At 69.1% G+C, this 24,640-nt stretch carries 20 protein-coding genes, 2 tRNA genes and 1 pseudogene; 13 read left to right on the plus strand and 10 right to left on the minus strand.

Annotated elements, in window-relative coordinates; genetic code table 11:
- Window positions 1–128 precede the first annotated feature (128 nt).
- The 8 genes from ACFXKG_RS05705 to rpmH all read right to left on the minus strand — a co-directional run bounded on the left by ACFXKG_RS05705 (window position 129) and on the right by rpmH (window position 6,086).
- Window positions 129–1,226, minus strand: a complete 1,098-nt coding sequence (locus ACFXKG_RS05705) for a ParB/RepB/Spo0J family partition protein (RefSeq protein ID WP_384832914.1) — start codon at window positions 1,224–1,226, stop codon at window positions 129–131.
- Window positions 1,223–2,299: a ParA family protein gene (locus ACFXKG_RS05710; RefSeq protein WP_365807540.1), complete on the minus strand. Its 1,077-nt coding sequence runs from the start codon at window positions 2,297–2,299 to the stop codon at window positions 1,223–1,225. Before ACFXKG_RS05710 ends, ACFXKG_RS05705 begins: the two co-directional genes overlap by 4 nt.
- A 264-nt stretch (window positions 2,300–2,563) precedes the next feature.
- Window positions 2,564–3,280, minus strand: a complete 717-nt coding sequence (rsmG, locus tag ACFXKG_RS05715; protein WP_382890312.1) for a 16S rRNA (guanine(527)-N(7))-methyltransferase RsmG — start codon at window positions 3,278–3,280, stop codon at window positions 2,564–2,566.
- A 104-nt stretch (window positions 3,281–3,384) separates the two neighbouring features.
- Window positions 3,385–3,897, minus strand: coding sequence for a protein jag (locus tag ACFXKG_RS05720; protein ID WP_384832918.1), 513 nt, complete (start codon window positions 3,895–3,897; stop codon window positions 3,385–3,387).
- Between the two features lie 14 nt (window positions 3,898–3,911).
- Window positions 3,912–5,195 carry a membrane protein insertase YidC gene (yidC, locus tag ACFXKG_RS05725; protein ID WP_384832921.1) on the minus strand — a complete coding sequence of 428 codons (1,284 nt, stop codon included), beginning with the start codon at window positions 5,193–5,195 and terminating at the stop codon, window positions 3,912–3,914.
- A gap of 3 nt (window positions 5,196–5,198) precedes the next feature.
- On the minus strand, window positions 5,199–5,558 hold the full coding sequence (gene yidD, locus ACFXKG_RS05730; protein ID WP_382890307.1) for a membrane protein insertion efficiency factor YidD: 360 nt from the start codon (window positions 5,556–5,558) through the stop codon (window positions 5,199–5,201).
- Window positions 5,555–5,926 carry a ribonuclease P protein component gene (gene rnpA, locus ACFXKG_RS05735; protein WP_384832925.1) on the minus strand — a complete coding sequence of 124 codons (372 nt, stop codon included), beginning with the start codon at window positions 5,924–5,926 and terminating at the stop codon, window positions 5,555–5,557. The genes yidD and rnpA overlap by 4 nt, the downstream gene beginning before the upstream one ends.
- 22 nt (window positions 5,927–5,948) lie before the next feature.
- The gene (gene rpmH, locus ACFXKG_RS05740) at window positions 5,949–6,086 is read right to left on the minus strand and encodes a 50S ribosomal protein L34 (protein WP_003975051.1); all 138 of its coding nucleotides are present in this window, start codon (window positions 6,084–6,086) and stop codon (window positions 5,949–5,951) included.
- Window positions 6,087–6,485: 399 nt separating this feature from the next.
- Here rpmH and dnaA point away from each other — a divergent pair, with 399 nt between their 5' ends.
- From dnaA to ACFXKG_RS05795, 11 genes are all read left to right on the plus strand, one after another.
- Window positions 6,486–8,273: a chromosomal replication initiator protein DnaA gene (gene dnaA, locus ACFXKG_RS05745; protein WP_384832929.1), complete on the plus strand. Its 1,788-nt coding sequence runs from the start codon at window positions 6,486–6,488 to the stop codon at window positions 8,271–8,273.
- Between the two features lie 979 nt (window positions 8,274–9,252).
- On the plus strand, window positions 9,253–10,383 hold the full coding sequence (dnaN, locus tag ACFXKG_RS05750) for a DNA polymerase III subunit beta (protein ID WP_384832932.1): 1,131 nt from the start codon (window positions 9,253–9,255) through the stop codon (window positions 10,381–10,383).
- Between the two features lie 77 nt (window positions 10,384–10,460).
- Window positions 10,461–11,345 carry a phosphogluconate dehydrogenase (NAD(+)-dependent, decarboxylating) gene (gene gnd, locus ACFXKG_RS05755; RefSeq protein ID WP_384832935.1) on the plus strand — a complete coding sequence of 295 codons (885 nt, stop codon included), beginning with the start codon at window positions 10,461–10,463 and terminating at the stop codon, window positions 11,343–11,345.
- 29 nt (window positions 11,346–11,374) lie between these two features.
- Window positions 11,375–12,559, plus strand: coding sequence for a DNA replication/repair protein RecF (gene recF, locus ACFXKG_RS05760; RefSeq protein ID WP_384832938.1), 1,185 nt, complete (start codon window positions 11,375–11,377; stop codon window positions 12,557–12,559).
- Window positions 12,556–13,176, plus strand: coding sequence for a DUF721 domain-containing protein (locus tag ACFXKG_RS05765; protein ID WP_384832941.1), 621 nt, complete (start codon window positions 12,556–12,558; stop codon window positions 13,174–13,176). The genes recF and ACFXKG_RS05765 overlap by 4 nt, the downstream gene beginning before the upstream one ends.
- Before the next feature lie 930 nt (window positions 13,177–14,106).
- The gene (gene gyrB / locus ACFXKG_RS05770; protein ID WP_384832944.1) at window positions 14,107–16,188 is read left to right on the plus strand and encodes a DNA topoisomerase (ATP-hydrolyzing) subunit B; all 2,082 of its coding nucleotides are present in this window, start codon (window positions 14,107–14,109) and stop codon (window positions 16,186–16,188) included.
- Window positions 16,189–16,299: 111 nt separating this feature from the next.
- Window positions 16,300–18,987: a DNA gyrase subunit A gene (gene gyrA, locus ACFXKG_RS05775; RefSeq protein ID WP_384832947.1), complete on the plus strand. Its 2,688-nt coding sequence runs from the start codon at window positions 16,300–16,302 to the stop codon at window positions 18,985–18,987.
- A gap of 86 nt (window positions 18,988–19,073) precedes the next feature.
- The gene (locus ACFXKG_RS05780; protein ID WP_384832950.1) at window positions 19,074–19,751 is read left to right on the plus strand and encodes a DUF3566 domain-containing protein; all 678 of its coding nucleotides are present in this window, start codon (window positions 19,074–19,076) and stop codon (window positions 19,749–19,751) included.
- A 59-nt stretch (window positions 19,752–19,810) separates the two neighbouring features.
- Window positions 19,811–19,884, plus strand: a tRNA-Ile gene (locus ACFXKG_RS05785).
- A 229-nt stretch (window positions 19,885–20,113) separates the two neighbouring features.
- On the plus strand, window positions 20,114–20,248 hold the full coding sequence (locus ACFXKG_RS05790) for a DLW-39 family protein (protein ID WP_003958712.1): 135 nt from the start codon (window positions 20,114–20,116) through the stop codon (window positions 20,246–20,248).
- A gap of 215 nt (window positions 20,249–20,463) precedes the next feature.
- A complete protein-coding gene (locus tag ACFXKG_RS05795; protein ID WP_384832953.1) occupies window positions 20,464–21,789 on the plus strand; it encodes a hypothetical protein in 1,326 nt (441 codons plus the stop codon).
- A 22-nt stretch (window positions 21,790–21,811) separates the two neighbouring features.
- On the opposite strand, the gene ACFXKG_RS05800 is transcribed toward ACFXKG_RS05795, so the two are convergent.
- Window positions 21,812–23,215, minus strand: coding sequence for a serine/threonine-protein kinase (locus ACFXKG_RS05800; RefSeq protein WP_384832956.1), 1,404 nt, complete (start codon window positions 23,213–23,215; stop codon window positions 21,812–21,814).
- A gap of 73 nt (window positions 23,216–23,288) precedes the next feature.
- On the minus strand, window positions 23,289–23,837 hold the full coding sequence (locus ACFXKG_RS05805; RefSeq protein WP_329822797.1) for a DNA-binding protein: 549 nt from the start codon (window positions 23,835–23,837) through the stop codon (window positions 23,289–23,291).
- 185 nt (window positions 23,838–24,022) lie between these two features.
- Here ACFXKG_RS05805 and ACFXKG_RS05810 point away from each other — a divergent pair.
- A tRNA-Ala gene (locus tag ACFXKG_RS05810) sits at window positions 24,023–24,095 on the plus strand.
- A gap of 169 nt (window positions 24,096–24,264) precedes the next feature.
- Window positions 24,265–24,594: pseudogene (locus tag ACFXKG_RS05815) on the plus strand (hypothetical protein); the annotation flags it as partial.
- Between the last annotated feature and the right edge of the window lie 46 nt (window positions 24,595–24,640).

The following is a 24,640-nucleotide window of genomic DNA, read 5'->3' on the forward strand; positions in this document are numbered from 1 at the left end:
AGGTGGATGCGCCCTACCAGAACGCATCGTATCCACCCAGAGATGCCCGGGACACCGCGGGATCGCAAAGGGCGGGCCGTGTTCCCGTCAGCAGGGAACACGGCCCGCCCCAAGAGTGCGGTGGAGCCTCAGCTCTCCTCTTCGTCCCCTGCGTCCTCGGTGAGTCCCTGGTCCAGGACGCGCCCCTCACCGGGGGCGAGGGTGCCGAGGATCCGGTCCAGATCGTCTATCGAGGCGAACTCGACGACGATCTTCCCCTTCTTCTGTCCCAGGTCGACCTTCACCCGGGTCTCGAAGCGGTCGGAGAGCCGCGACGCCAGATCGGTCAGCGCCGGCGACAGCCGGGCTCCGGCCCTCGGCCCCTTGGACTTGGCGGTGCTCTGAGGACGCGACCCCATCAGGGTCACGATCTCCTCGACGGCCCGTACGGAGAGGCCCTCGGCCACGATGCGGTGCGCAAGCCGGTCCTGCTCCTCGGAGTCGTCCACCGACAGCAGCGCCCTGGCGTGCCCTGCGGACAGCACTCCCGCCGCGACCCTGCGCTGCACCGGAGGGGAGAGACGCAGCAGCCTCAGGGTGTTGGACACCTGCGGACGTGAGCGCCCGATCCGGTCTGCGAGCTGGTCATGTGTGCAGTTGAAATCCTTGAGCAACTGGTCGTAGGCCATGGCCTCTTCCAGCGGGTTCAGCTGGGCCCGGTGCAGGTTCTCCAGCAGAGCGTCCAACAGCAGCTTGTCGTCGTCCGTGGCGCGGACGATCGCCGGGATGCGCTCCAGGCCGGCTTCCCGGCAGGCCCGCCAACGCCGCTCACCCATGATGAGCTCGTAGCGCTCCGCCCCCACCTGCCGTACGACGACGGGCTGGAGGAGCCCCACTTCCTTGATGGAAGTGATCAGCTCGGCGAGTGCGTCCTCGTCGAACACCTCACGGGGCTGCCGGGGATTCGGCGTGATCGAGTCGATCGGTACTTCGGCGAAGTGGGCCCCCGCCACCGCGAGTGCGGGCGCTGCCTCCGGCTCCGGTGCGACAGCCTCCGACTCCGGGGAGACGGTGGCCGTCGGCAGCGAGGTCACCTTCGCGGCGGCCACGCCTCGATCCGCCGTCAGCACCGGGGCAGTGCCCGGAGAGACGGTGGTCGCCCCGGAGGCGGCCACCTGCTGCTCCTGCGGAGCGGCAGGGATCAGTGCACCGAGCCCACGCCCCAATCCTCTACGTCGCTCGCTCACTGGATCCCCTCCGACATGCTCTGCTGGCTGTTCTGGATACCCACATGGGCCTGCTGGGCGTCATAGTGCACCCCCACCCCCCGCAGGGCGATCTCACGGGCGGCTTCGAGATACGAGAGGGATCCACTGGAACCCGGATCATAAGTCAGCACCGTCTGGCCATAGCTCGGTGCCTCCGAGATACGGACGGACCGGGGAATGCTCGTCCGCAGCACCTCGTTGCCGAAGTGGCTGCGGACCTCGTCCGCCACCTGCGAGGCAAGACGCGTCCGGCCGTCGTACATGGTGAGCAGGATCGTCGAGACATGCAGCGTCGGGTTGAGATGCCCCCGCACCAGATCGACGTTCCGCAGCAACTGGCCCAGCCCTTCCAACGCGTAGTACTCGCACTGAATGGGGATCAGGACCTCTGCTCCCGCGACCATCGCATTGACGGTCAGCAGGCCGAGCGAGGGCGGGCAGTCGATGAGGATGTAGTCCAGCGGCTGCTCATACGCTTCGATCGCCCGTTGCAGTCGGCTCTCCCGTGCCACCAGCGACACCAATTCGATCTCCGCACCGGCGAGATCGATGGTGGCCGGGGCACAGAAGAGACCTTCGACGTCCGGGACCGGCTGGACCACATCGGAGAGCGGCTTACTCTCCACCAGGACGTCATAGATCGAGGGAACTTCGGCATGATGGTCGATCCCCAGCGCCGTGGAGGCGTTGCCCTGCGGATCGAGGTCGACCACCAGCACCCGCGCACCGTGGAGCGCGAGCGACGCGGCGAGGTTGACCGTGGTGGTGGTCTTACCCACGCCGCCCTTCTGATTGGCGACGACGATGACGCGTGTCTGCTCGGGGCGGGGCAGACCCTCGCCGGCCCGGCCCAGTGCCTCCACCGCCAGTTGGGCAGCACGGCCGATGGGGGTGTCGTCCATCGGGGGCGGTGTTTCACGTGAAACATCCTCCCCCGGCGACTCGGTACGGGGACCGGGGACCGGATCGGCCATCGGTCCCGCGATGTTGGCGTCGGACCGCAAGGATTCACTCTCCTCGACTTCAGACTCGCAATGGACAGAGCCTGCCATGCTTTCGGGGTCGTGAACCAGCGAGGCCCGTGGATCTGTGGATGAATCCGCGTCTGTGGACAACCCCGCCCCCCGTACGAGGGGTTTTCGGCCGCGCGGTGTGGCGGACGCGCGGCCTCGGGTGATGATGCCCTGCAGCAGTGAACGACGTTTCACGTGAAACACGATGCACGCGCCGCAGAGCTAGACCATCACGACACTCCGCATTGCTAGGTATGGCAGCTTGTATGGACCATCACTGATAGCCAGTGAGGACTGTACGGCTCAACGGCGGCGGCGCGCACGGCCGGCCCTCGCGGCCTTGGCCCGCTTCGCCGCGAATCTCACCCCTCCGGGGCTCTCCCCGACCTCCACCCGCACCACTGTGGCGAGCGGATCGACGATGCCCTGTCCGACCTGGAGCACCGAGGCCTCCACCACGCCGAGCTTGCTCAGCGCCGCCCGGGCCCCGTTGATCTCTTCCTCGGCCGTGTCGCCCTTCAGGGCCAGCATCTCGCCGTAGGGACGCAGCAGCGGCACTCCCCAGCCCGCCAGCCGGTCCAGCGGCGCCACCGCCCGCGCCGTCACCACATGGACCGGCTGAAGCGTGCCGAGGACCTCCTCGGCCCTGCCGCGTACCACCGTCACATGATCCAGGCCCAGCAGCTCGACCACTTCCTGGAGGAAGTTCGTCCGGCGCAGCAGCGGCTCCAGCAGCGTGATCTTCAGGTCCGGCCGGACCAGTGCCAGCGGGATCCCGGGAAGCCCCGCGCCCGAGCCGACGTCGCAGACCATCACCCCCTCGGGCACGACCTCGGAGAGCACCGCGCAGTTCAACATGTGCCGCTCCCACAGGCGCGGCACCTCGCGGGGACCGATCAGACCGCGCTTGACACCCGCGTCCGCCAGCAGCTCCGCGTAGCGGACAGCCTCCGGAAAGAACTCACCGAAAACAGTGCGCGCCTCGTCCGGTGCGGGGGGAAGCTCTGCTGCCTCCGTCACGGGAACCGTCCTTCCATACCGAACCACCGACCGGTGGCTGACTATCAGGCTGACAAAGATCGGCCCCGCCTGCGCGACAGGCGGGGCCGAAGAAGTTGAACCGCTCAGGCAGGGAGCACCACGACGAAGCGCTCGGGCTCCTCGCCCTCGGACTCGCTGCGCAGACCCGCGGCGGCGACCGCGTCGTGCACGACCTTCCGCTCGAACGGCGTCATCGGGTTCAGCTTCACCGGCTCACCGGTGCTCTTCACCTCGTCCGCCGCCTTGGCGCCGAGCTCGGCCAGCTCGGTGCGCTTCCTGGCCCGGAAACCCCCGATGTCCAGCATGAGCCGACTGCGGTCCCCGGTCTCCCGGTGAACAGCGAGCCGCGTCAGCTCCTGGAGCGCCTCCAGGACCTCACCGTCCCGCCCGACCAGCTTCTGGAGATCCCCGCCGGCCGCGTCGCTGATGATCGAGACCGCGGCCCGGTCTGCCTCGACGTCCATGTCGATGTCGCCGTCGAGATCGGCGATGTCGAGCAGGCCCTCAAGGTAGTCGGCCGCGATCTCCCCTTCCTGCTCCAGGCGGGTCAGGGTGTCGCCCCCCTCAGGAGCGGCGGAGATGGTGCCTTCCGTCACGGATGGACTCCTTCTTACTTCTTGGACGGGTGCTTGGGCCGCTGCTGGCCCTTGCGCTGTCCCGACTTGGCCTTCTGGCGTGTGGCACCGGCGGCGGGCTTGCCCGACGGCTTGGACGTGGTGTCCTGCGGCTCGTCCTTCTTCTCCAACGAGGTCTTCGCCTGCGGGGCTGCCGGCTCGGAGTCACCCGGCGCCGGCTTGTCCGCCCCGGCCGTCTGGGCGCCGCCGGCCTGCCGCTGTGCCTTGGTCTGACGCTTGGGCTGCTGACGCTTGGCGGACGCACTCGCCTCGGCCTCGGCGGCGGCGGTGTCGCTCTTGATCACCGTGCCGTCGGGCTGCGCCGCCAGACCCGACTTGGCCAGGCCCACGACGAACTTGCGCTCGTTGTCGTTGCGGTCCGGGCCCTTGGCCACGATCGCCTGCACGACGGAACGCTTGCGGCGGGACCGCACCTCGCCGCGCGTGGTGATGGCCTTCAGCAGACGCTGCAGGTACTGGTCCTGCGCCTTGCTGCCCGGGGTCGGGTTCTGGTTGATCACGTACATCTGCTGGCCCATGGTCCACACGTTGGTGGTCAGCCAGTAGACGAGCACACCGACCGGGAAGTTCACACCGGTGACGGCGAAGATCACGGGGAAGATGTACATCAGCATCTTCTGCTGCTGCATGTACGGCGTCTTGACCGTCAGGTCGACGTTCTTCGTCATGAGCTGGCGCTGCGTGTAGAACTGCGACGCCGACATCAGGATGATCATGATCGCGGTGACGATCCGCACATCGGTCAGCGAGGCGTTGAGCGACGCGACCTTCTCACTGCTGTCCAGGAACTTGGCGGCCAGCGGGGCGCCGAAGATGTGCGCCTGCCGCGCGCTGTCCAGCAGCCCCTGATCGATCACGCCGATGGTCTTGCCGCTCGCGATGCTGGAGAGCACGTGGTACAGCGCGAAGAAGAACGGGGACTGCGCCAGGATGGGAAGACACGAGGAGAGCGGGTTGGTACCCGTCTCCTTGTACAGCTTCATCATCTCTTCGGACTGACGCTGTTTGTCGTTCTTGTAGCGCTCCTGGATCGCCTTCATCTTGGGCTGGAGCACCTGCATGTTCCGCGTCGACTTGATCTGCTTCACGAAGAGCGGGATCAGACAGATACGGATCAGTACCACCAGGGACACGATGGACAGTCCCCAGGCCCAGCCCGTGTCGGGGCCGAACATCATCCCGTACAGCGAGTGGAACTGGACGATGACCCAGGAAACAGGTGTGGTGATAAAACTGAAGAAACTGGCAATCGTGTCCACTAATCAGGCTCCTTGAGCTTTGGGCGAGGTCTCTGCGGCCGGACTGGAGGCGTCGGGGGCCGATCCCCCGGAAGGCACGCCAGCGGCGGGCCGCCCGCCCTTACCGCCGCGCCACGCATTGCGCAGCAGTTCATGCCATCGAGGCCGTTTGCGCGGCGGGACATGGTCCACACCTCCCGGCGACCACGGGTTGCACCGCAGAATCCGCCAAGCGGTCAGAGCCGTGCCCTTCACCGCGCCATGCCGGTCGATGGCCGTATATCCGTAGTGCGAACACGACGGGTAGTACCGGCAGACAGGCCCGAGGAGCGGGCTGATCGTCCACTGGTACAGCTTGATCAGAGCCAGCAGCGGGTACTTCATCGCGCGCCCCCTCCCAGCAGCCGCCGGAGGGCGGCGTCCAGGTCTCGGGCCAGTAGTGCATGATCGGCGTCGCCCGACCCGGGCAGCGCCCGTACGACAACCAGGCTACCGGGGGGCAGCGCGGACAAGCGGTCGCGTATGAGATGGCGCAGGCGCCGCTTCACGCGGTTCCGTACGACCGCGCCGCCCACTGATTTGCTTACGACGAAACCCGCACGTACCGGGGAGGCGCTCTCCCCAGGCGCGTGCGGGTCCGTTGCACCGCTGTTCAGATGGACGACAAGGAGTGGGCGTCCAGCCCGGCGTCCTCGCCGTACCGCGGTCGCGAAGTCCTCGCGCCGCCTCAGCCGATTCTCGGTAGGCAGCACGTCATGACCTGTTTGTCAGCGATCAGGCGGACAGACGGGCGCGACCCTTGCTGCGACGCGTCGCGAGAATCGCGCGGCCGGCACGGGTACGCATCCGCAGCCGGAACCCGTGGGTCTTGGCGCGACGGCGGTTGTTCGGCTGGAAGGTGCGCTTGCTCACTCGAGGCTCCAGAAAATGATGTGTGGACGACGGGACATCGCCTGGCTGTCACCGTGCGCCCACGAGAAGCTTGAGAAGCTCGCGATCACGCCCGAGTGCACCGCTTCACAACCACAGATCGTGATCTTTGCCCATCGGAGGCAGGCGGCAGCAGCCATCGACAACTCGACCTGGTCACGGTACGCGCGGCTACGCCATCCGGTCAAACCAGCTCCGTGCCGGTCCCCATTGTGCACAGGCTGTGGACAACAACTTGAACCGCGCGGGTCAGCCTGACTACCTTGGCGGAGGCCGCCCCTGTATGCCGGTCGGTCTTCACCCCGGCTTTCCCTGACCGCCGGCCTTCCCACCCCGTCCCGGGAAGCACACATCCGTGGGACCAGCGAGAGAGCGTGCCTTGTGGCTGATGTACCTGCCGATCTTGCCGCAGTGTGGCCACGAGTGCTGGAGCAACTCCTCAGGGAGGGCCAGCAGGGCGTGGAGCCCAAGGACAAGCAGTGGATCGAACGCTGCCAGCCGCTGGCCCTGGTCGCCGACACCGCGCTGCTCGCCGTCCCCAACGAATGGGGCAAGCGCGTTCTCGAAGGACGTCTGGCCCCCCTCATCAGCGAGACGCTGAGCCACGAGTGCGGCCGGCCCATCCGGATCGCCATCACCGTCGACGACTCGGCCGGCGAGCCCACCCCGCCGGCCCCGCCCGTGCCCCAGCAGCACCGCTACCAGGGCCCCCTTCACGACGAACCGCGGCAGGACGACGCGTACGACGGCTACGGGCACCGCCCCTCCGACGACGGCATGCCGTCCGTGCGCCCCGCCTACCCGGACTACCAGCAGCAGCGCCCCGACCCCGGTGCCTGGCCGCGCACCCAGGAGGACCTTTCCTGGCAGCACCGCCCCGGCGGCTACCAGGAAAGGGACCCGTACGCCACCACCCGGCCCCCGCAGCACGACTACCGGGGGCCGCAGGGCCCCGACCGGTCTCCGTACGAGCGCTCCACCGACCAGCACGCCCGGCACGACCAGCACGCCCGGCACGACCTCCAGGAGCCGCCGGCGCCCCGACACGGCGGCGGCCAGAGCGTCGGCCGCGCGCGCGGCGGGGCGCCGGGACCGCTGGGCGCCCAGCCCGCCCCGGCGCCGGGCCCCGGTGAGCCGCAGGCCCGGCTCAACCCCAAGTACCTCTTCGACACCTTCGTCATCGGCGCGTCCAACCGTTTCGCGCACGCGGCGGCGGTCGCCGTCGCCGAGGCACCGGCCAAGGCGTACAACCCGCTCTTCATCTACGGCGAGTCCGGGCTCGGCAAGACCCACCTGCTCCACGCCATCGGGCACTACGCGCGCAGCCTCTACCCCGGTACGCGGGTGCGGTACGTCAGCTCCGAGGAGTTCACCAACGAGTTCATCAACTCGATCCGGGACGGCAAGGGCGACACCTTCCGCAAGCGCTACCGCGATGTCGACATCCTCCTCGTCGACGACATCCAGTTCCTGGCGTCCAAGGAGTCGACGCAGGAGGAGTTCTTCCACACGTTCAACACGCTCCACAACGCCAACAAACAGATCGTGCTCTCCTCGGACCGGCCGCCCAAGCAGCTGATCACCCTGGAGGACCGGCTGCGCAACCGCTTCGAGTGGGGACTGACCACGGACGTCCAGCCGCCCGAGCTGGAGACCCGTATCGCGATCCTGCGCAAGAAGGCGGTCCAGGAGCAGCTCAACGCGCCGCCGGAGGTGCTGGAGTTCATCGCCTCGCGGATCTCGCGCAACATCCGCGAGCTGGAGGGCGCCCTCATCCGGGTCACGGCGTTCGCCTCGCTCAACCGGCAGCCGGTGGACCTCGGGCTCACCGAGATCGTGCTGAAGGACCTCATCCCCGGGAGCGAGGACGCGGCCCCGGAGATCACCGCGGCCAACATCATGGCGGCGACCGCCGACTACTTCGGGCTGACGGTGGACGACCTCTGCGGCTCCTCGCGGAGCCGGGTGCTCGTGACGGCGCGCCAGATCGCGATGTACCTCTGCCGGGAGCTGACCGATCTCTCGCTGCCGAAGATCGGCGCGCAGTTCGGCGGGCGCGATCACACGACCGTCATGCACGCGGACCGGAAGATCCGTGCGCTGATGGCCGAGCGCCGCTCCATCTACAACCAGGTGACCGAACTCACCAACCGCATCAAGAACGGCTGACAGCGCTCACGAGGGCGCCCGGGTATCCCGTCCGCAACGGTTCCCGGGCGCCTTTTCGCGCTCCTGGAGTCTCAAGGTGCCGTCCCGGAGATCACGAGGAGCCGCTTCGGAGGTCACGAAGAGCCGTCCCGGGGAGCCCCTGAGACCGGTCCCGGAGGCCCCGGGACCGGTCTCGAAAGGCCCGCGGCGCCGTCCCCGGGGGCGCGCGACGTCCTCCGCGGCGTGTCGCCGACCGCCCTCGCTGTTCGAATCCACGGCGGCGCGGGCGCCTTCTCCACAGATTCGGGCAGAATCTTCCGTCCACAGCCTGGGGACCGGGGAGTTGTCCCGATCGTGTCCACAGGGGAACTGGCCGACCGAACATCGCTCCAGCTCAGAGGGGTGTGGATTTGTGGTTGACGCCGCTCCACAGGCTGTGGACGGAAAATTCGTCCACAGGGTGTCCCGGATCTTGTCCACCGGCGACCCACAGGCAGGCCGCCGTCGCCCACAGCTTCTCCACAGCCCTGTCCACTGTTCGGCAACGAAACACCCGGGATCGCTGAGTCGAGTGAAAGGCGTCACACCAAGGAGGTCGGTTGGGCTGTGGGGAACATGGGTAAAGCTGGGGACGCGGCTGGGGAGAAGTCACGGTGTCCTGTGCATGGGGTGTGCAGAACTTTCCGCCATCCACAGAAGAGCCGAGTTCTCCACGGTCCCGCCCACAAGCCCGGTGGATAAAAAAACGGGCTTGACCTGCGCATATGGCGTTATCCACGGTTTCCACAGGGCCTACTACTACTACCCCTGAGAGTTAGCTAGGAGTCCGTTTCGAAGCAGGGCCTGTGCACAACTTCGCGGTCGGCGGCCCGGAACGTCTCGCCCCGACTTGACCCGCGACAGCACCGACTGTCGGTGCCGTACGTCAGACTGGTCCCCGGCGTCACAGCCGACGACGAAGGCCAGCAGGGCGAGCCAGCAACAGCAGGAGGCGGTTCCGGTGAAGATCCGGGTGGAGCGCGATGTACTCGCGGAGGCGGTGGCCTGGGTGGCCCGTAGCCTTCCGGCCCGTCCGCCGGCACCGGTGCTCGCGGGCCTACTGCTGAAGGCCGAGGACGGTGCTCTCAGCTTCTCCAGCTTCGACTACGAGGTGTCGGCGCGGGTCTCGGTGGACGCGGAGGTGGAGGAGGACGGCACCGTCCTCGTCTCCGGCCGGCTGCTCGCCGACATCTGCCGCGCCCTCCCCAACCGTCCGGTGGAGATCTCCACAGACGGTGTACGGGCGACCGTCGTCTGCGGCTCCTCCCGGTTCACGCTCCACACACTCCCTGTGGAGGAGTACCCGGCGCTGCCGCAGATGCCGACGGCCACCGGCACCGTCCCCGGTGAGGTCTTCGCCTCCGCCGCCTCCCAGGTCGCCATCGCCGCGGGCCGCGACGACACGCTGCCCGTGCTCACCGGCGTACGGATCGAGATCGAGGGCGACACGGTCACCCTGGCCTCGACCGACCGCTACCGCTTCGCGGTCCGTGAGTTCCTGTGGAAGCCCGAGTCACCCGACATCTCCGCCGTCGCCCTGGTGCCCGCCAAGACGCTGCTGGACACCGCCAAGGCGCTCACGAACGGCGACACGGTCACGCTGGCGCTCTCCGGGTCCGGCGCGGGCGAGGGCCTGATCGGTTTCGAGGGCGCGGGACGGCGTACGACGACCCGGCTGCTCGAAGGCGACCTGCCGAAGTACCGCACGCTCTTCCCCACCGAGTTCAACTCGGTCGCGGTGATCGAGACCGCCCCGTTCGTCGAGGCCGTCAAGCGTGTGGCCCTGGTCGCCGAGCGGAACACCCCCGTACGGCTCAGCTTCGAGCAGGGTGTGCTCATCCTGGAGGCCGGTTCCAGCGACGACGCACAGGCTGTGGAGCGCGTCGACGCGCAGTTGGAGGGCGACGACATCTCGATCGCCTTCAACCCGACCTTCCTGCTGGACGGTCTGAGCGCGATCGACTCCCCGGTGGCCCAGCTCTCCTTCACCACGTCCACGAAGCCGGCGCTGCTCAGCGGCCGCCCGGCCGTCGACGCGGAGGCGGACGAGGCGTACAAGTACCTGATCATGCCGGTACGCCTGAGCGGCTGACCCCACAGGTGAGTGCTCGGGTCCGGGCGTAGGCTCGGACCCGGGTACGAATCGCCTCAACGCTTAAGGAACGCCTGATGGAGCTCGGTCTTGTGGGTCTCGGCAAGATGGGCGGCAACATGCGCGAGCGCATCCGCCGCGCCGGCCACACCGTCATCGGATACGACCGCAATCCGGACCTCGCGGACGTCCACAGCCTGAACGAACTGGTGGACAAGCTCAAGGGCCCCCGCGTCGTGTGGGTGATGGTCCCCGCGGGCGGCGCGACCCAGGCGACCATCGACGAGCTGGCCGAGCTGCTGTCCCCCGGGGATGTCGTGGTGGACGGCGGGAACTCCCGCTGGACCGACGACGAGAAGCACGCGGTCGAGCTGGGCATCAAGGGCATCGGCTTCCTCGACTGCGGTGTCTCCGGCGGCGTCTGGGGCCTCGACAACGGGTACGCGCTGATGTACGGCGGCGACGCGGAGCACGTGGCGAAGGTCGAGCCGATCTTCGACGCGCTCAAGCCCGAGGGGAACTTCGGCTCCGTCCACGCCGGCAAGGTCGGCGCGGGCCACTTCGCCAAGATGGTCCACAACGGCATCGAGTACGCCATGATGCAGGCGTACGCCGAGGGCTGGGAGCTGCTGGAGAAGGTCGACTCCGTCACCGATGTCCGTGAGGTCTTCCGCTCCTGGCAGGAGGGCACGGTCATCCGCTCCTGGCTGCTGGACCTGGCGGTCAACGCGCTGGACCAGGACGAGCACCTGGACCAACTGCGTGGGTACGCGGAGGACTCGGGCGAGGGCCGGTGGACGGTCGAGGCGGCCATCAACCACGCGGTGCCGCTGCCCGCGATCACCGCGTCCCTGTTCGCGCGGTTCGCGTCGCGCCAGGAGGACTCGCCGCAGATGAAGATGGTCGCGGCGCTGCGCAACCAGTTCGGCGGCCATGCCGTCGAGTCGGCCGACGACAAGTAAGTGACATCCGGGGAGGTCCGCGCACAGCCATGCACGTGACGCATCTGTCGCTGGCCGATTTCCGGTCGTACGCCCGGGTCGAGGTGCCCCTCGACCCGGGCGTCACCGCGTTCGTGGGGGCGAACGGGCAGGGCAAGACGAATCTGGTCGAGGCGGTCGGCTATCTGGCGACGCTCGGCAGCCACCGGGTGTCGTCGGACGCGCCGCTGGTCCGGATGGGCGCCGAGCGCGCGGTGATCCGGGCGGCGGTCACGCAGGGCGCGCGCTCGCAGCTCGTGGAGCTGGAGCTGAACCCGGGCCGCGCCAATCGGGCCCGTATCAACCGGTCGTCGCAGGTCAAGCCGCGTGATGTGGTCGGGATCGTACGGACGGTGCTGTTCGCGCCGGAGGATCTGGCGCTGGTGAAGGGCGATCCGGGCGAGCGCCGCCGGTTCCTGGACGAGCTGATCACCGCGCGCTCGCCGCGGATGGCGGGGGTGCGGTCGGACTACGACCGGGTGCTCCGTCAGCGGAACACGCTCCTGAAGTCCGCGGCGATGGCCCGGCGGCACGGCGGTCGTGGCATGGACCTGTCCACGCTGGACGTGTGGGACCAGCATCTGGCGCGCGCCGGGGCGGAGCTGCTGGCGCAGCGGGTCGATCTGATCGGGACGCTGCAGCCGTTGGCGGACAAGGCGTACGAGCAGCTGGCACCGGGCGGCGGTCCGGTGGCGCTGGAGTACCGTTCCTCCGCCGGCGGCCCGGGCGGTGACGAGGCCGACGGTCCGGGCGAGCCGGCCACGGGCGGTCCGGGTGAGCCGGGCGCCGGGTCCTCGCGCGACGAGCTGTACGCGCATCTGCTGGCGGCGCTGGCGGGGGTGCGCAAGCAGGAGATCGAGCGGGGCGTGACGCTGGTCGGGCCGCACCGGGACGATCTGGTGCTGAAGCTGGGCCGGCTCCCGGCGAAGGGGTACGCGAGCCACGGCGAGTCCTGGTCGTACGCCCTGGCGCTGCGGCTGGCCTCGTACGACCTGCTGCGGGCCGAGGGGAACGAACCGGTGCTGGTGCTGGACGACGTCTTCGCCGAGCTGGACGCGCGGCGCCGGGAGCGGCTGGCGGAGCTGGTGGCTCCGGGGGAGCAGGTACTGGTGACGGCCGCGGTGGACGACGATGTGCCGGGTGTGCTGGCCGGGGCGCGGTTCGCGGTGGCCGAGGGTGCGGTGGAGCGCGTATGAGTCTGCCTGGAATGCCTGGAATGCCGGGGATCCCGGGAACACCTGGGTCCGAGGGCTGGTCCGGAGCGGGTCCGTCGGCGGCGTCGTCTTCTGCGTCGGCGTCCGTGCCGGAGGCGTCCGGGGTGGATCTGGCGCGGGTCGCGCTGCGGGCGGCGAAGGAGCAGGCCCGCGCCCGGGGCACCGCCGTACAGCAGCGGAAGCAGGCGAGGCGGGGCGGCGGGCTGCGGTCGGGGGCCCGGGCCGACGGGCGCGATCCACTGCCGCTGGGCGCGGCGATCAACCGGCTGATCACGGAGCGGGGCTGGGAGACGCCGGCCGCCGTGGGCGGGGTGATGGGCCGCTGGCCGCAGATCGTCGGCGAGGACCTGGCGAAGCACTGTGTGCCGCAGCGGTACGACGACGCGGAGGACGCGCGGGTGCTGACCGTGCAGTGCGACTCGACGGTGTGGGCGACGCAGCTGCGGCTGCTGGCGCCGCGCCTGGTGGCCCGGCTGAACGAGGACCTGGGGCACGGCACGGTGCGGATGATCAAGGTGCTGGGGCCGGGCGGCCCGGCGCAGCGGTACGGACCGCTCCGGGCACCGGGGAGCTCGGGACCCGGGGACACGTACGGCTGAGCCCGAGCCGCGCGGCTGAGCCCGAGGCCGGGCCCGCACGGTTGAGCCGGGCCTGCGCGTGAACCCGGAGCCATGCACCCGGCTCCGTTGACGTTGACGTTGACGTTGACGCCCCGGGCCGGGCCGGTGGCCGCGTGAGCCCGGGCTCAGGCGCCTGAGCCCGTTGCCCCTGACGGCCCCGTGCCGGTGGCCGCGTACGCTCGGGCCCGCGCCGCCCGGGCCTGTTGCCGCTGACATCCCGGGCCGGTGGCCGCGTAAGCAAGGGCCCGCTGCCGCAGTCGCCCCGGTAGGTGCCCGCGTACGTCCGGGCCCGTTTCCGCGGCGCCCCGGCCAGGCAGGTGCCCGGGTACGCGCGGGCCCGTTCCCGCGGCCACCCGGGCAGGTGCCCGTGCAGGACCGGTCCCGTTGCCGCAGCCGCCGGGGTACGTGCCCGCGTAGGACCGGGCATGTCCCGCGCGGCGGCCCGCGTGCGCCCTCCGGCCGTGCGGCCCGCTGCGCCGTCCGCGGCCGCCGCCCCCGGTCCGTTTCTCCGTTCCCCCGACGTTCCTCCGCGCTGCGCGGGTGACCGCGGGAGGGCCTCGCGAGCCGTCCTTCTCACGGGACGGCTCGTCCCGTTCCGTCCCGCGCTGATGGCGCTGTGACCTGGGAGAGCGCCTGGGGGGATTGAGGTGTCCCTCACCGTAGCCGGAGGTTGACAGGTCGAAGCGCTCAATGCCGGTGTGAGCCTCTTGGAGCCCCTTCCCGAATATGGGGAGTCGGAGGCCGCTCATCCAGGGCGGCACATGCGGACTCAGGTACCGGCAAACCCCCATTCGGGTCGGCGCTACCGGTAGACTGATGGAAAATCCCGCGTGCTTGCGGGGAACCGTCAACAGATGCTGACACAAGCCGAACGACGCAGCCGACCCCGCTTGCTCGGAGAAACGGCCTGTGCTGTGCCAGAAAGGGCGCTTCGTGGCCGATTCCGGCAACCCCAATGAGAAGATCCCGTCCGCCGCTGCCGGTGAGAACGGTGAGGTGACCGCCTCGTACGACGCCAGTGCCATCACCGTCCTCGAGGGCCTGGACGCGGTTCGCAAGCGGCCCGGCATGTACATCGGCTCGACCGGTGAGCGCGGGCTCCACCACCTCGTGCAGGAGGTCGTCGACAACTCCGTCGACGAGGCGATGGCGGGCCACGCGGACACCATCGACGTCACGATCCTCGCCGACGGCGGGGTCCGGGTGATCGACAACGGCCGTGGTATCCCGGTGGGCATCGTTCCGTCCGAGAACAAGCCGGCCGTCGAGGTCGTCATGACGGTGCTGCACGCGGGCGGCAAGTTCGGCGGCGGCGGGTACGCCGTCTCCGGCGGTCTGCACGGCGTGGGCGTCTCCGTCGTCAACGCGCTCTCGACGAAGGTCTCGGTCGAGGTCAGGACCGACGGCTACCGCTGGACGCAGGACTACAAGCTCGGCGTGCCGACGGCGCCCCTCGCCCGTAACGAGGAGACGTCCGAATCCGGTACGACGGTGACGTTCTGGGCGGACCCGGACGTCTTCGAGACGACGGACTACTCCTTCGAGACGCTGTCGCGGCGCTTCCAGGAGATGGCCTTCCTGAACAAGGGCCTGACCCTGACCCTGACGGACGAGCGCGAGTCGGCGAAGGCCGTCGTGGGCGCCGACGTCGCGGGTACGGACGCGGTGGAGAGCAAGGACGAGGAGCCGCCGGCCCGTACGGTGACGTACTACTACGAGGGCGGCATCGTCGACTTCGTGAAGTACCTCAACTCGCGCAAGGGCGAGCTGATCCATCCGACGGTCATCGACATCGAGGCCGAGGACAAGGAGCGGCTGCTCTCGGTCGAGATCGCGATGCAGTGGAACGCGCAGTACAGCGAGGGCGTGTACTCGTTCGCGAACACGATCCACACGCATGAGGGCGGTACGCACGAGGAGGGTTTCCGCGCGGCGATGACCGGGCTGGTCAACCGCTACGCGCGCGAGAAGAAGTTCCTGCGGGAGAAGGACGACAACCTCGCGGGCGAGGACATCCGCGAGGGTCTGACCGCGATCATCTCGGTGAAGCTGGGCGAGCCGCAGTTCGAGGGCCAGACGAAGACGAAGCTGGGCAACACGGAGGCGAAGACCTTCGTCCAGAAGATCGTGCACGAGCACCTGACGGACTGGTTCGACCGCAATCCGAACGAGGCCGCGGACATCATCCGCAAGTCGATCCAGGCCGCCACGGCCCGGGTCGCGGCCCGTAAGGCGCGGGATCTGACCCGTCGTAAGGGGCTGCTGGAGAGCGCGTCCCTGCCGGGCAAGCTGAGCGACTGCCAGTCGAACGACCCGTCGAAGTGCGAGATCTTCATCGTCGAGGGTGACTCCGCCGGCGGTTCGGCGAAGTCGGGCCGTAACCCGATGTACCAGGCGATCCTGCCGATCCGCGGCAAGATCCTGAACGTCGAGAAGGCGCGGATCGACAAGATCCTCCAGAACACCGAGGTGCAGGCGCTGATCTCGGCGTTCGGCACGGGGGTGCACGAGGACTTCGACATCGAGAAGCTCCGCTATCACAAGATCATCCTCATGGCGGACGCCGACGTCGACGGGCAGCACATCAACACGCTGCTGCTGACGTTCCTGTTCCGCTTCATGCGTCCCCTGGTCGAGGCCGGGCACGTCTACCTCTCCCGCCCGCCGCTCTACAAGATCAAGTGGGGCCGGGACGACTTCGAGTACGCCTACTCCGACCGGGAGCGCGACGCGCTGGTCGAGCTGGGCAAGCAGAACGGGAAGCGGATCAAGGAGGACTCGATCCAGCGCTTCAAGGGGCTGGGCGAGATGAACGCCGAAGAGCTGCGGATCACCACGATGGACATCGACCACCGGGTGCTCGGCCGGGTCACGCTGGACGACGCCGCCCAGGCCGACGATCTGTTCTCGGTGCTGATGGGCGAGGACGTCGAGGCGCGGCGGTCCTTCATCCAGCGCAATGCCAAGGACGTTCGCTTCCTCGACATCTAGTCGGTCACTGCTGACGGATTCGACAAGGTGCCGACGAGCGTCGACAAGCATCGACAAGCGTCGACAAGCATCGACAGGCATTGACAAGGCCGAAAGGAACACTGACCAGCGATGGCCGACGAGAACACCCCCCAAACCCCCGCTCCGGACGACTCCGGGAGCTCCGGCGCCGCCGGTACCCCCGGTACCCCCGGGACTCCTGTGGCTCAGGAGATCGCCGAGGCCGCCGTGGCGGTCGAGGGGCTGGCGATGCGCGTAGAGCCCGTCGGGCTCGAAACGGAGATGCAGCGCTCGTACCTCGACTACGCGATGTCCGTCATCGTGTCGCGCGCGCTGCCGGACGTACGGGACGGTCTCAAGCCCGTGCACCGCCGGGTGCTGTACGCGATGTACGACGGCGGGTACCGGCCCGAGAAGGGCTTCTACAAGTGCGCCCGCGTCGTCGGTGACGTGATGGGTACGTACCACCCGCACGGCGACTCCTCGATCTACGACGCGCTGGTCCGCCTCGCGCAGCCGTGGTCGATGCGGATGCCGCTGGTGGACTCCAACGGCAACTTCGGCTCGCCGGGCAACGACCCGGCCGCCGCCATGCGGTACACCGAGTGCAAGCTGATGCCGCTGTCGATGGAGATGCTCCGGGACATCGACGAGGAGACCGTCGACTTCACGGACAACTACGACGGCCGCAACCAGGAGCCGACGGTCCTGCCGGCGCGGTTCCCGAATCTCCTGATCAACGGCTCGGCGGGGATCGCCGTCGGGATGGCCACCAACATCCCGCCGCACAACCTGCGGGAGGTCGCGGCCGGCGCGATGTGGGCGCTGGAGCACCCGGACGCCTCGCACGAGGAACTGCTGGACGCGCTGATCGAGCGGATCAAGGGCCCCGACTTTCCCTCGGGGGCACTGGTGGTGGGCCGGAAGGGCATCGAGGAGGCGTACCGTACGGGCCGCGGCTCGATCACGATGCGCGCGGTGGTCGAGGTCGAGGAGATCCAGAACCGCCAGTGCCTGGTGGTCACGGAGCTGCCGTACCAGACCAACCCGGACAACCTGGCCCAGAAGATCGCCGACCTGGTCAAGGACGGGAAGATCGGCGGCATCGCGGATGTCCGCGACGAGACGTCCTCCCGTACGGGGCAGCGCCTGGTCGTCGTCCTGAAGCGGGACGCGGTCGCCAAGGTCGTGCTGAACAACCTCTACAAGCACACCGACCTGCAGTCCAACTTCAGCGCGAACATGCTGGCGCTGGTGGACGGGGTGCCGCGCACGCTGTCGCTGGACGCGTTCATCCGGCACTGGGTGGCGCACCAGATCGAGGTCATCGTCCGGCGTACGCGCTTCCGGCTGCGCAAGGCGGAGGAGCGGGCGCACATCCTGCGCGGTCTGCTCAAGGCGCTCGACGCGATCGACGAGGTCATCGCGCTGATCCGGCGCAGCGACACGGTGGAGATCGCGCGTACGGGCCTGATGGGGCTGCTCACGATCGACGAGATCCAGGCGAACGCGATCCTGGAGATGCAGCTCCGCCGGCTGGCGGCCCTGGAGCGGCAGAAGATCGTCGCGGAGCACGACGAGCTCCAGGCGAAGATCAACGAGTACAACGGGATCCTGGCGTCGCCGGAGAAGCAGCGCGCCATCGTCCGTGAGGAACTGGCCGTTCTCGTCGACAAGTTCGGCGACGACCGGCGTTCCAAGCTGGTTCCCTTCGACGGTGACATGTCCATGGAGGACTTGATCGCCGAGGAGGACATCGTCGTCACCATCACGCGGGGCGGCTATGTGAAGCGTACGAAGACGGACGACTACCGCTCGCAGAAGCGCGGCGGCAAGGGCGTCCGCGGGACGAAGCTCAAGGAAGACGACATCGTCGACCACTTCTTCGTCTCCACGACCCACCACTGGCTGCTGTTCTTCACGAACAAGGGCCGGGTCTACCGGGCGAAGGCGTACGAGCTGCCGGACGTGGGCCGGGACGCCCGGGGTCAGCATGTGGCCAATCTGCTCGCCTTCCAGCCGGACGAGCAGATCGCCGAGATCCTCGCGATCCGGGACTACGAGGCCGTGCCGTATCTCGTTCTCGCAACAAAGGCGGGGCTGGTCAAGAAGACGCCGCTCAAGGATTACGACTCTCCGCGGTCGGGCGGTGTCATCGCGATCAACCTGCGGGAGACCGACACGGGCGCGGACGACGAGCTGATCGGCGCCGAGCTGGTGTCGGCGGAGGACGATCTGCTGCTCATCAGCAGGAAGGCGCAGTCGATCCGGTTCACGGCGACGGACGACGCGCTGCGGCCGATGGGCCGTGCCACGTCCGGGGTCAAGGGGATGAGTTTCCGCGAGGGCGACGAACTCCTCTCGATGAATGTCGTCCGGCCCGGTACTTTCGTCTTCACTGCCACGGACGGCGGATACGCGAAGCGGACCGCCGTCGACGAGTACCGCGTCCAGGGCCGTGGCGGCCTCGGCATCAAGGCCGCCAAGATCGTGGAGGACCGCGGGTCGCTCGTCGGCGCGTTGGTGGTCGAGGAGACTGATGAGATCCTTGCCATCACCCTCGGCGGTGGTGTGATTCGCACGCGAGTCAACGAAGTCAGGGAGACGGGCCGTGACACCATGGGCGTCCAACTGATCAACCTGGGCAAGCGTGATGCCGTCGTGGGTATCGCGCGCAACGCCGAGGCTGGCCGTGAGGCCGAAGAGGTCGACGGGAGCGATGACCCGGCGGCCGAAGAGTCCGGTACGGCCGAGGTCGCCGGGGGCAGCAAGCCTCCGGCCGGGGAGCACGAGGAGTAAGCGTGAGCGGAGCCACGGGCGCCGGATCTGCCGCTTCCGGAGCGAACGGTGCCCGTGGCTCTGCCACGGACTCCCAAGGGAGTGCGGTGACCGATACCAGGGGGAACAAACCCCCGTACGACACCTATGGCGCTGGGCAGCCGCAGCCGGCCGCTCAGCCGTACCACCCGCCGCAGGCGTATCCCTCTCCGGGCGGCGGAGCCACTCAAGCCGGACAGGGACCCATGCCGACGGCACACCAGGGTCAACAGGGAGCTTCCGTGACATCTGCCCCTTCCGCCACCGGGACCACCGGGACCACCGGTGCCACCGGATCCGCCGCGCCGCCGGCGGGCTCCGCCGCCGCCACGGCGGCGGTGCGTCTGCCGAGGACGGGCGCGCGGACCACGCCCCGGACGCGCAAGGCGCGGCTGCGGGTCTCCAAGGCCGACCCGTGGTCGGTGATGAAGGTCAGTTTCCTGCTCTCCATCGCGCTCGGTATCTGCACGATCGTGGCGGCGGCGGTGCTGTGGATGGTCATGGACGCGATGGGCGTCTTCGCGACCGTCGGCGGGACGATCAGTGAGGCCACGGGGTCCAACGAGAGCAACGGGTTCGACCTCCAGTCGTTCCTGTCGCTGCCGCGGGTGCTCGTCTTCACGTCCGTCATCGCCGTGATCGACGTGGTGCTGGCGACGGCTCTGGCCACGCTCGGGGCCTTCATCTACAACCTTTCCGCGGGCTTCGTGGGCGGCGTCGAGCTGACGCTCGCCGAGGACGAGTGAGGTCCGGGTCATCGATTTTGGGGCTGGCCCTGAAGTGCGCTAATCTTCAGGGGCAGCGCGGGGCTATAGCTCAGTTGGTTAGAGCGCATCCCTGATAAGGATGAGGCCACAGGTTCAAATCCTGTTAGCCCCACCGCGAATGTCGGCCCGTACGGAAATTTCCGTACGGGCCGATTGCATGGTGCGGTTCTTTTTCGGACTGTCCCGCTGAGCGACCGTCTGAGCGACCGTTCTTTTACTGTCGGTGTCCGTCCCTGACGAAGGCGGCAGTTGGGGTGTGGACAGGTCACCGATCGATATCGATCGGTGTGTATAGTCGGGCGCCAGAAGTCCCCTACGTCAAGGAAAGACGAGGTCGCGCGGTGAAGAAGCTTCTCTTGGTCGCACTGGCCGCCATCGGCGGGCTCCTCGTGTACCGCCAGATCCAGGCGGACCGCGCCGAGCAGGATCTGTGGACGGAGGCGACCGACTCCGTGCCCGCAGGTTCGGGTGTGTGAGACGCAGCAGTCCTGATGCGAGCCCCGGTCGCCGAGCGGCCGGGGCTTCGTGCTGCCCGGGCACCGCGCCGTTCTGACGGGCCGCTCCGGGCCTGTCCCGGTCGCTCCGGGCCGCTCCGCGGGCGTGGAGGGACGGCGGGCAGACACGGGCACGGCTGCCGGGGCAGGATGGGACCTCGCAGGCGGAACGTGGGCACAGGCAGGGGGAGAAGCGCGTGAACGGGCAGCGCAGCAGGGGCCGGGTGGCGTCGGCCGCGACGTCGGTGATGTGCCTGGCAGCGGCCATGGGCGCGGTGGTGGCGCTGCCGGGGCAGGTGTGGGCGGCCGGCGGGCCGGCTCCGTACGCCTTCGAGCCCGGCGGGCGGCCGATCGCCGGCGCGACGACCACGAGCGAGGCGAAGACGCTCGACACGGGCGCGGTCTACCGTGACGCGATCGAGCCGGGTGAGAAGCGCTTCTACCGGCTGGAGCTGACGAAGAACACGAGCGACTACGTCTCGGCGGTCGCGGTGCCCGAGTCCGGTACGAAGGTCGCCTACGGGGACCAGATCGAGGTCTCCCTGCAGAACCGCGAAGGCACCGACTGCGGTTCGAACCGGTCGAATTTCGGTGCGCAGGGCGTGTACGCCCGGCCGATCGCCGCCTACGCCTACCGCGTGATCGAGGAGGGGGCGTCCACCTGCCAGGAGTCGGGGACGTACTACGTCGTCGTCGAGCGCACCAGTGACAGCGAATCCTCCCCCGCGCCGTGGGAGCTGGAGATCCGGCACGTCACCGAACCCGGGCTCAAGGAGACCGGACCGACCGAGGCTCCTTCCCAGTGGCCGAGCGCCTCCCCCGAGCCGGTCGCGGGAACCGTGCGCGAGCGGGCCGGCGGCAGCGGTTTCGCCGACGCCAAGGGGCTGGACACGGGCGAGTGGACGACGCGGATCGAGCCGGGGGAGTCGCTGTTCTACCGCGTACCCGTCGACTGGGGGCAGCAGCTCTTCGCCAGTGCGGACCTCGGCAGCTCGGACGGACAGAAGTTCGTGGGCGGCGCGTTCTCCGTGTCGCTGTACAACCCGGCGCGCGGGTTCGTGGACGGCAGCAACGCGGTCTCGTACGACGGCAAGCAGAAGACGACGGCCCTCGATCCGCTGCCGCCGGTGGCCTACGAGAACCGCTTCGGCAGCCGCTCCGGCGACCAGGACATGCGGTTCGCGGGCTGGTACTACCTACGGGTGGACCTCAGCCCGGAGATGGCCGCGGCGTACGGGAGGAAGCCGTACGGGCTGACGCTGCGGGTCGACGTCAAGGGCACGCCGAAGGCCGGACCCGGTTACGACGGGCCCGCGGGCCCGTTCGCCGTGACCGACGACGACCGGGCCGCCGCCGCGTCCGGGCAGGACGTCGAGGACGCGGCGAAGAGCGACACGATGGCGCTGGTCGCGGCGGGCGGCATCGGCACGGGCACGGTGCTGGTGCTCGGCCTCGGCGTGTGGACGCTGCTCGCGCGGCGCGGCGGCGACGGGGGCCGGGGCGGGGCCGCACCGGCGCCGTGAGGCGTACGCGACGGCTTCCGCGTCAGACCTGGGTCAGCGCCCAGAAGCCGACCGCGAAACAGGCCAGCGCCAGCAGCAGGACCGGGACCGTCACCTTCGGGGGCGGTCCCGGGCGCCTGCGGGGCGCGTGGTGGGCGACAGTACGGGGCGCCTGCGGGGTCTCGGCGGTGTACGGGCGCGTGAGGCTGTGGTCCTGCCGTACGGCCGAGGTCGGTGCCTGCGACTGGGCCAGCTCGGCCGGCGAGGGGTACGGCTGGGGCTGGGGCTGCGCGTACGGCTGCGGGAGGGGCCCCGCCTGGGGCTGCGGCCGGGGCTCTTGGTGGCGGGCCGGCGGTGGGGGGAGATGGAAGCTGCCGGTCTCCGACATGGAGGTGGGGGGCGGAGGCGTGGGCGTGTGCGGGGACGCGGCGGACGGCTCGGCGGGCGGTTCCGGTGTCGCGAGCGGGGCCGGAACAGGCGCCGGTGTCGGTGTCGGAACAGGCGCCGACGCCGGTGTCGGCTCGGGCTGCGGGGGCTGCTGCGGCTGCGGCTCGGGTTCCGGCTCCTTCACGGGGCCGGAGGGACCGAACCCGGGCGGCAGCGGACCGATCTGGTCGAAGATCTCGACCGGCTCCTCGTCCTCCCCGGCCTCGGGCAGCAGATCCACGGCCGTCGTCAGCGCCTTGCGCGCGCCCGTGGCCGTACGGAACCTGGCGTGCGGGTCCGGCTGGACGAGCCCGGCCAGAACCTGCCACAGCGGCTCCGGGATGCCTTGCGGCGCGCCCGGGGTGCCATGTGCCTCGAAGTGCTCGACGAGCGCCTTGGCGTCGGGTTTCTGACCCTGCAGCAGGTAGAGCGCGACCAGGCCGACCGCGAAGAGATCGGCGGGGAAGTCGGGCTCCGCGCCCATCAGCTGCTCGGGCGCGAAGTAACCGGGTGTCCCCACCACGTAGTTGGTCTCCGTCAGCCGCGGCTCCCCCTTGCGCATGGAGATGCCGAAGTCGGACAGGCGCAGGTGCGGCCGCGCCGTTCCGGTGGCGTCGAGCAGGATGTTGGCCGGTTTGATGTCGCGGTGCACGACCCCCTCCGCGTGCACCGCGGCCAGACCGGCGAGGAGCTGATCGAGCAGGGTGCAGACGAAGCGCGGCGGCAGCGGGCCGTAGTCGCCGATGACATGCGCCAGCGACCCGCCGGTCACCAGGTCCATGGTGAACAGCACCTTGTCGTCGTCCGCCGCCCAGCTCGCCGGGGCGAGGACATGCGGATGATCGATCCTGAGCGCCTGCTCGCGGACGAACCGCAGCAGGGTGTGCGCGTCGCTCTGCTGGAGGACCTTCGCGGCCACGTAACGGCGGCGCCGGTGGTCCCAGGCACGCCAGACCGCGCCCACACCGCCGCGGCCGATCGGGTCGATCAGCTCGTACCGCCCCGCGAAGACCTCACCCATGGTGCCGCGCTCGCTCCCCGTCGTCGTGTCCGGCGGACTTCCGCCCTTGCCCTTGCCCGTGGCCGGTACCGCGTCAGCTCTGGTGCGCCTCGTAGTGGGCGACCGCGTCCGCGGTGCGCCCGGCACCGTAGACCCGGAGGAACTCTGCCAGTTCGGGCTGGGTCGGGGCGAGGGAGTCCGCCGCGTCTATGATGTCGCCGGCCGCGGCGACCGACCGCAGCAGGGACTGGATCTCCCGCACGACCCGGCGCACGGTGGGCGCGCCCGAGCTGTTCGTGGTCTGGCTGGTCCCGGTCAGGACGGAGCCCCCCTGGGACTTCTTGATCTCCTCCATCCGGTCCGTGGCCTCCCCGGCGCTGACGCTGCCGTCCGCCACCTGACCCGCCAGATCCTGCAGCGCCTGCACCCGCTGGACCACCGCGGGGTTGCCGATCTTCGCGCGCTGGCCGCTCATCAACTGCGAGAGCATCGGAGCGGACAGCCCCAGCACGGCCGCGAGCCGCGCCTGGTTCAGCCCCAGGTCGTCGATGAGGCGACGGAAGAGCGCCCCCAGCGGCTCCCCGTACCAGCTTCTCTGGAGTTCTCTGGCTCTGGCAGTCGATTCCTGCTGTGCGGCATCCATACGCGTCTCCCCATCGCTTCCCCAATGCGGCAGCTTCACTGCTGCGAACCTCGTGGGGCATCTTACGGAGCGTGGTCGCGGACGGGGAGCCCCAATCGTTTTGCGGGATCACCTGGTGCACCCGGTACTCTGGTGCACGGTGATGGGAGTGCCGGTCTCTGCCGGTCGGCGTACCCATTCGTCGCGGGGCCTTAGCTCAGTTGGTAGAGCGCTGTCTTTGCATGGCAGATGTCAGGGGTTCGACTCCCCTAGGCTCCACAATTAGATGCCCTCTGACCTGCGGAAACGGAGATTTTGGGGGCATTTTTTGTGCCCATTGATGGGCACATCGGTGACCACTCGGGAGCGGCTGAGGTCCATGATTTCGGCGGTTTGCTCGATCGGGTCCTCCATCGGCTGATCCCCTTGGCCCTGCTGCTGTGGCATTCAGGTCGCCGACCCGCAGGCCCGTACCAAGTACGAGGTCGACGTCATCGCCCTGGCTGCCGGCGAGCGTCCACAGGCACCCCGCGAGGAGATCGCATTTCTGGGCGAGGTCAAGCGACCGCCGCCCGCTGCGGCACCGGTACAACACCACCAGCACCGCCGGCCATGTATTCGGCTGCACGGCTTCTACCCAGACCTGACCGAGCAGGTCGGCCGCCGTGAAGACAGCCTCCTGGTCGACCTGCCCACCCTCTGCGGGAGGGGTGCCTCTGACGCCCAGTCCATTTACGTGCCCCGATGGGGTCGTAGAGGGCATCAGAGAATCAGATGACAGGGCCCCGCCCGTGTTGAGCGAGCGGGGCCCATGGCCTGGCCTG

The organism is Streptomyces sp. NPDC059255, from assembly GCF_042752355.1.
GTDB lineage: Bacteria > Actinomycetota > Actinomycetes > Streptomycetales > Streptomycetaceae > Streptomyces.

Bases quoted from the DNA above. Each gene is read 5' to 3' on its own strand.
- ACFXKG_RS05710 (WP_365807540.1), bottom strand. From the start codon at position 2,299: ATGGCAGGCTCTGTCCATTGCGAGTCTGAAGTCGAGGAGAGTGAATCC.
- yidD (WP_382890307.1), bottom strand. From the start codon at position 5,558: ATGAAGTACCCGCTGCTGGCTCTGATCAAGCTGTACCAGTGGACGATC.
- gnd (WP_384832935.1), top strand. From the start codon at position 10,461: ATGGAGCTCGGTCTTGTGGGTCTCGGCAAGATGGGCGGCAACATGCGC.
- recF (WP_384832938.1), top strand. From the start codon at position 11,375: ATGCACGTGACGCATCTGTCGCTGGCCGATTTCCGGTCGTACGCCCGG.
- ACFXKG_RS05765 (WP_384832941.1), top strand. From the start codon at position 12,556: ATGAGTCTGCCTGGAATGCCTGGAATGCCGGGGATCCCGGGAACACCT.
- gyrA (WP_384832947.1), top strand. From the start codon at position 16,300: ATGGCCGACGAGAACACCCCCCAAACCCCCGCTCCGGACGACTCCGGG.
- ACFXKG_RS05800 (WP_384832956.1), bottom strand. From the start codon at position 23,215: ATGGGTGAGGTCTTCGCGGGGCGGTACGAGCTGATCGACCCGATCGGC.
- ACFXKG_RS05805 (WP_329822797.1), bottom strand. From the start codon at position 23,837: ATGGATGCCGCACAGCAGGAATCGACTGCCAGAGCCAGAGAACTCCAG.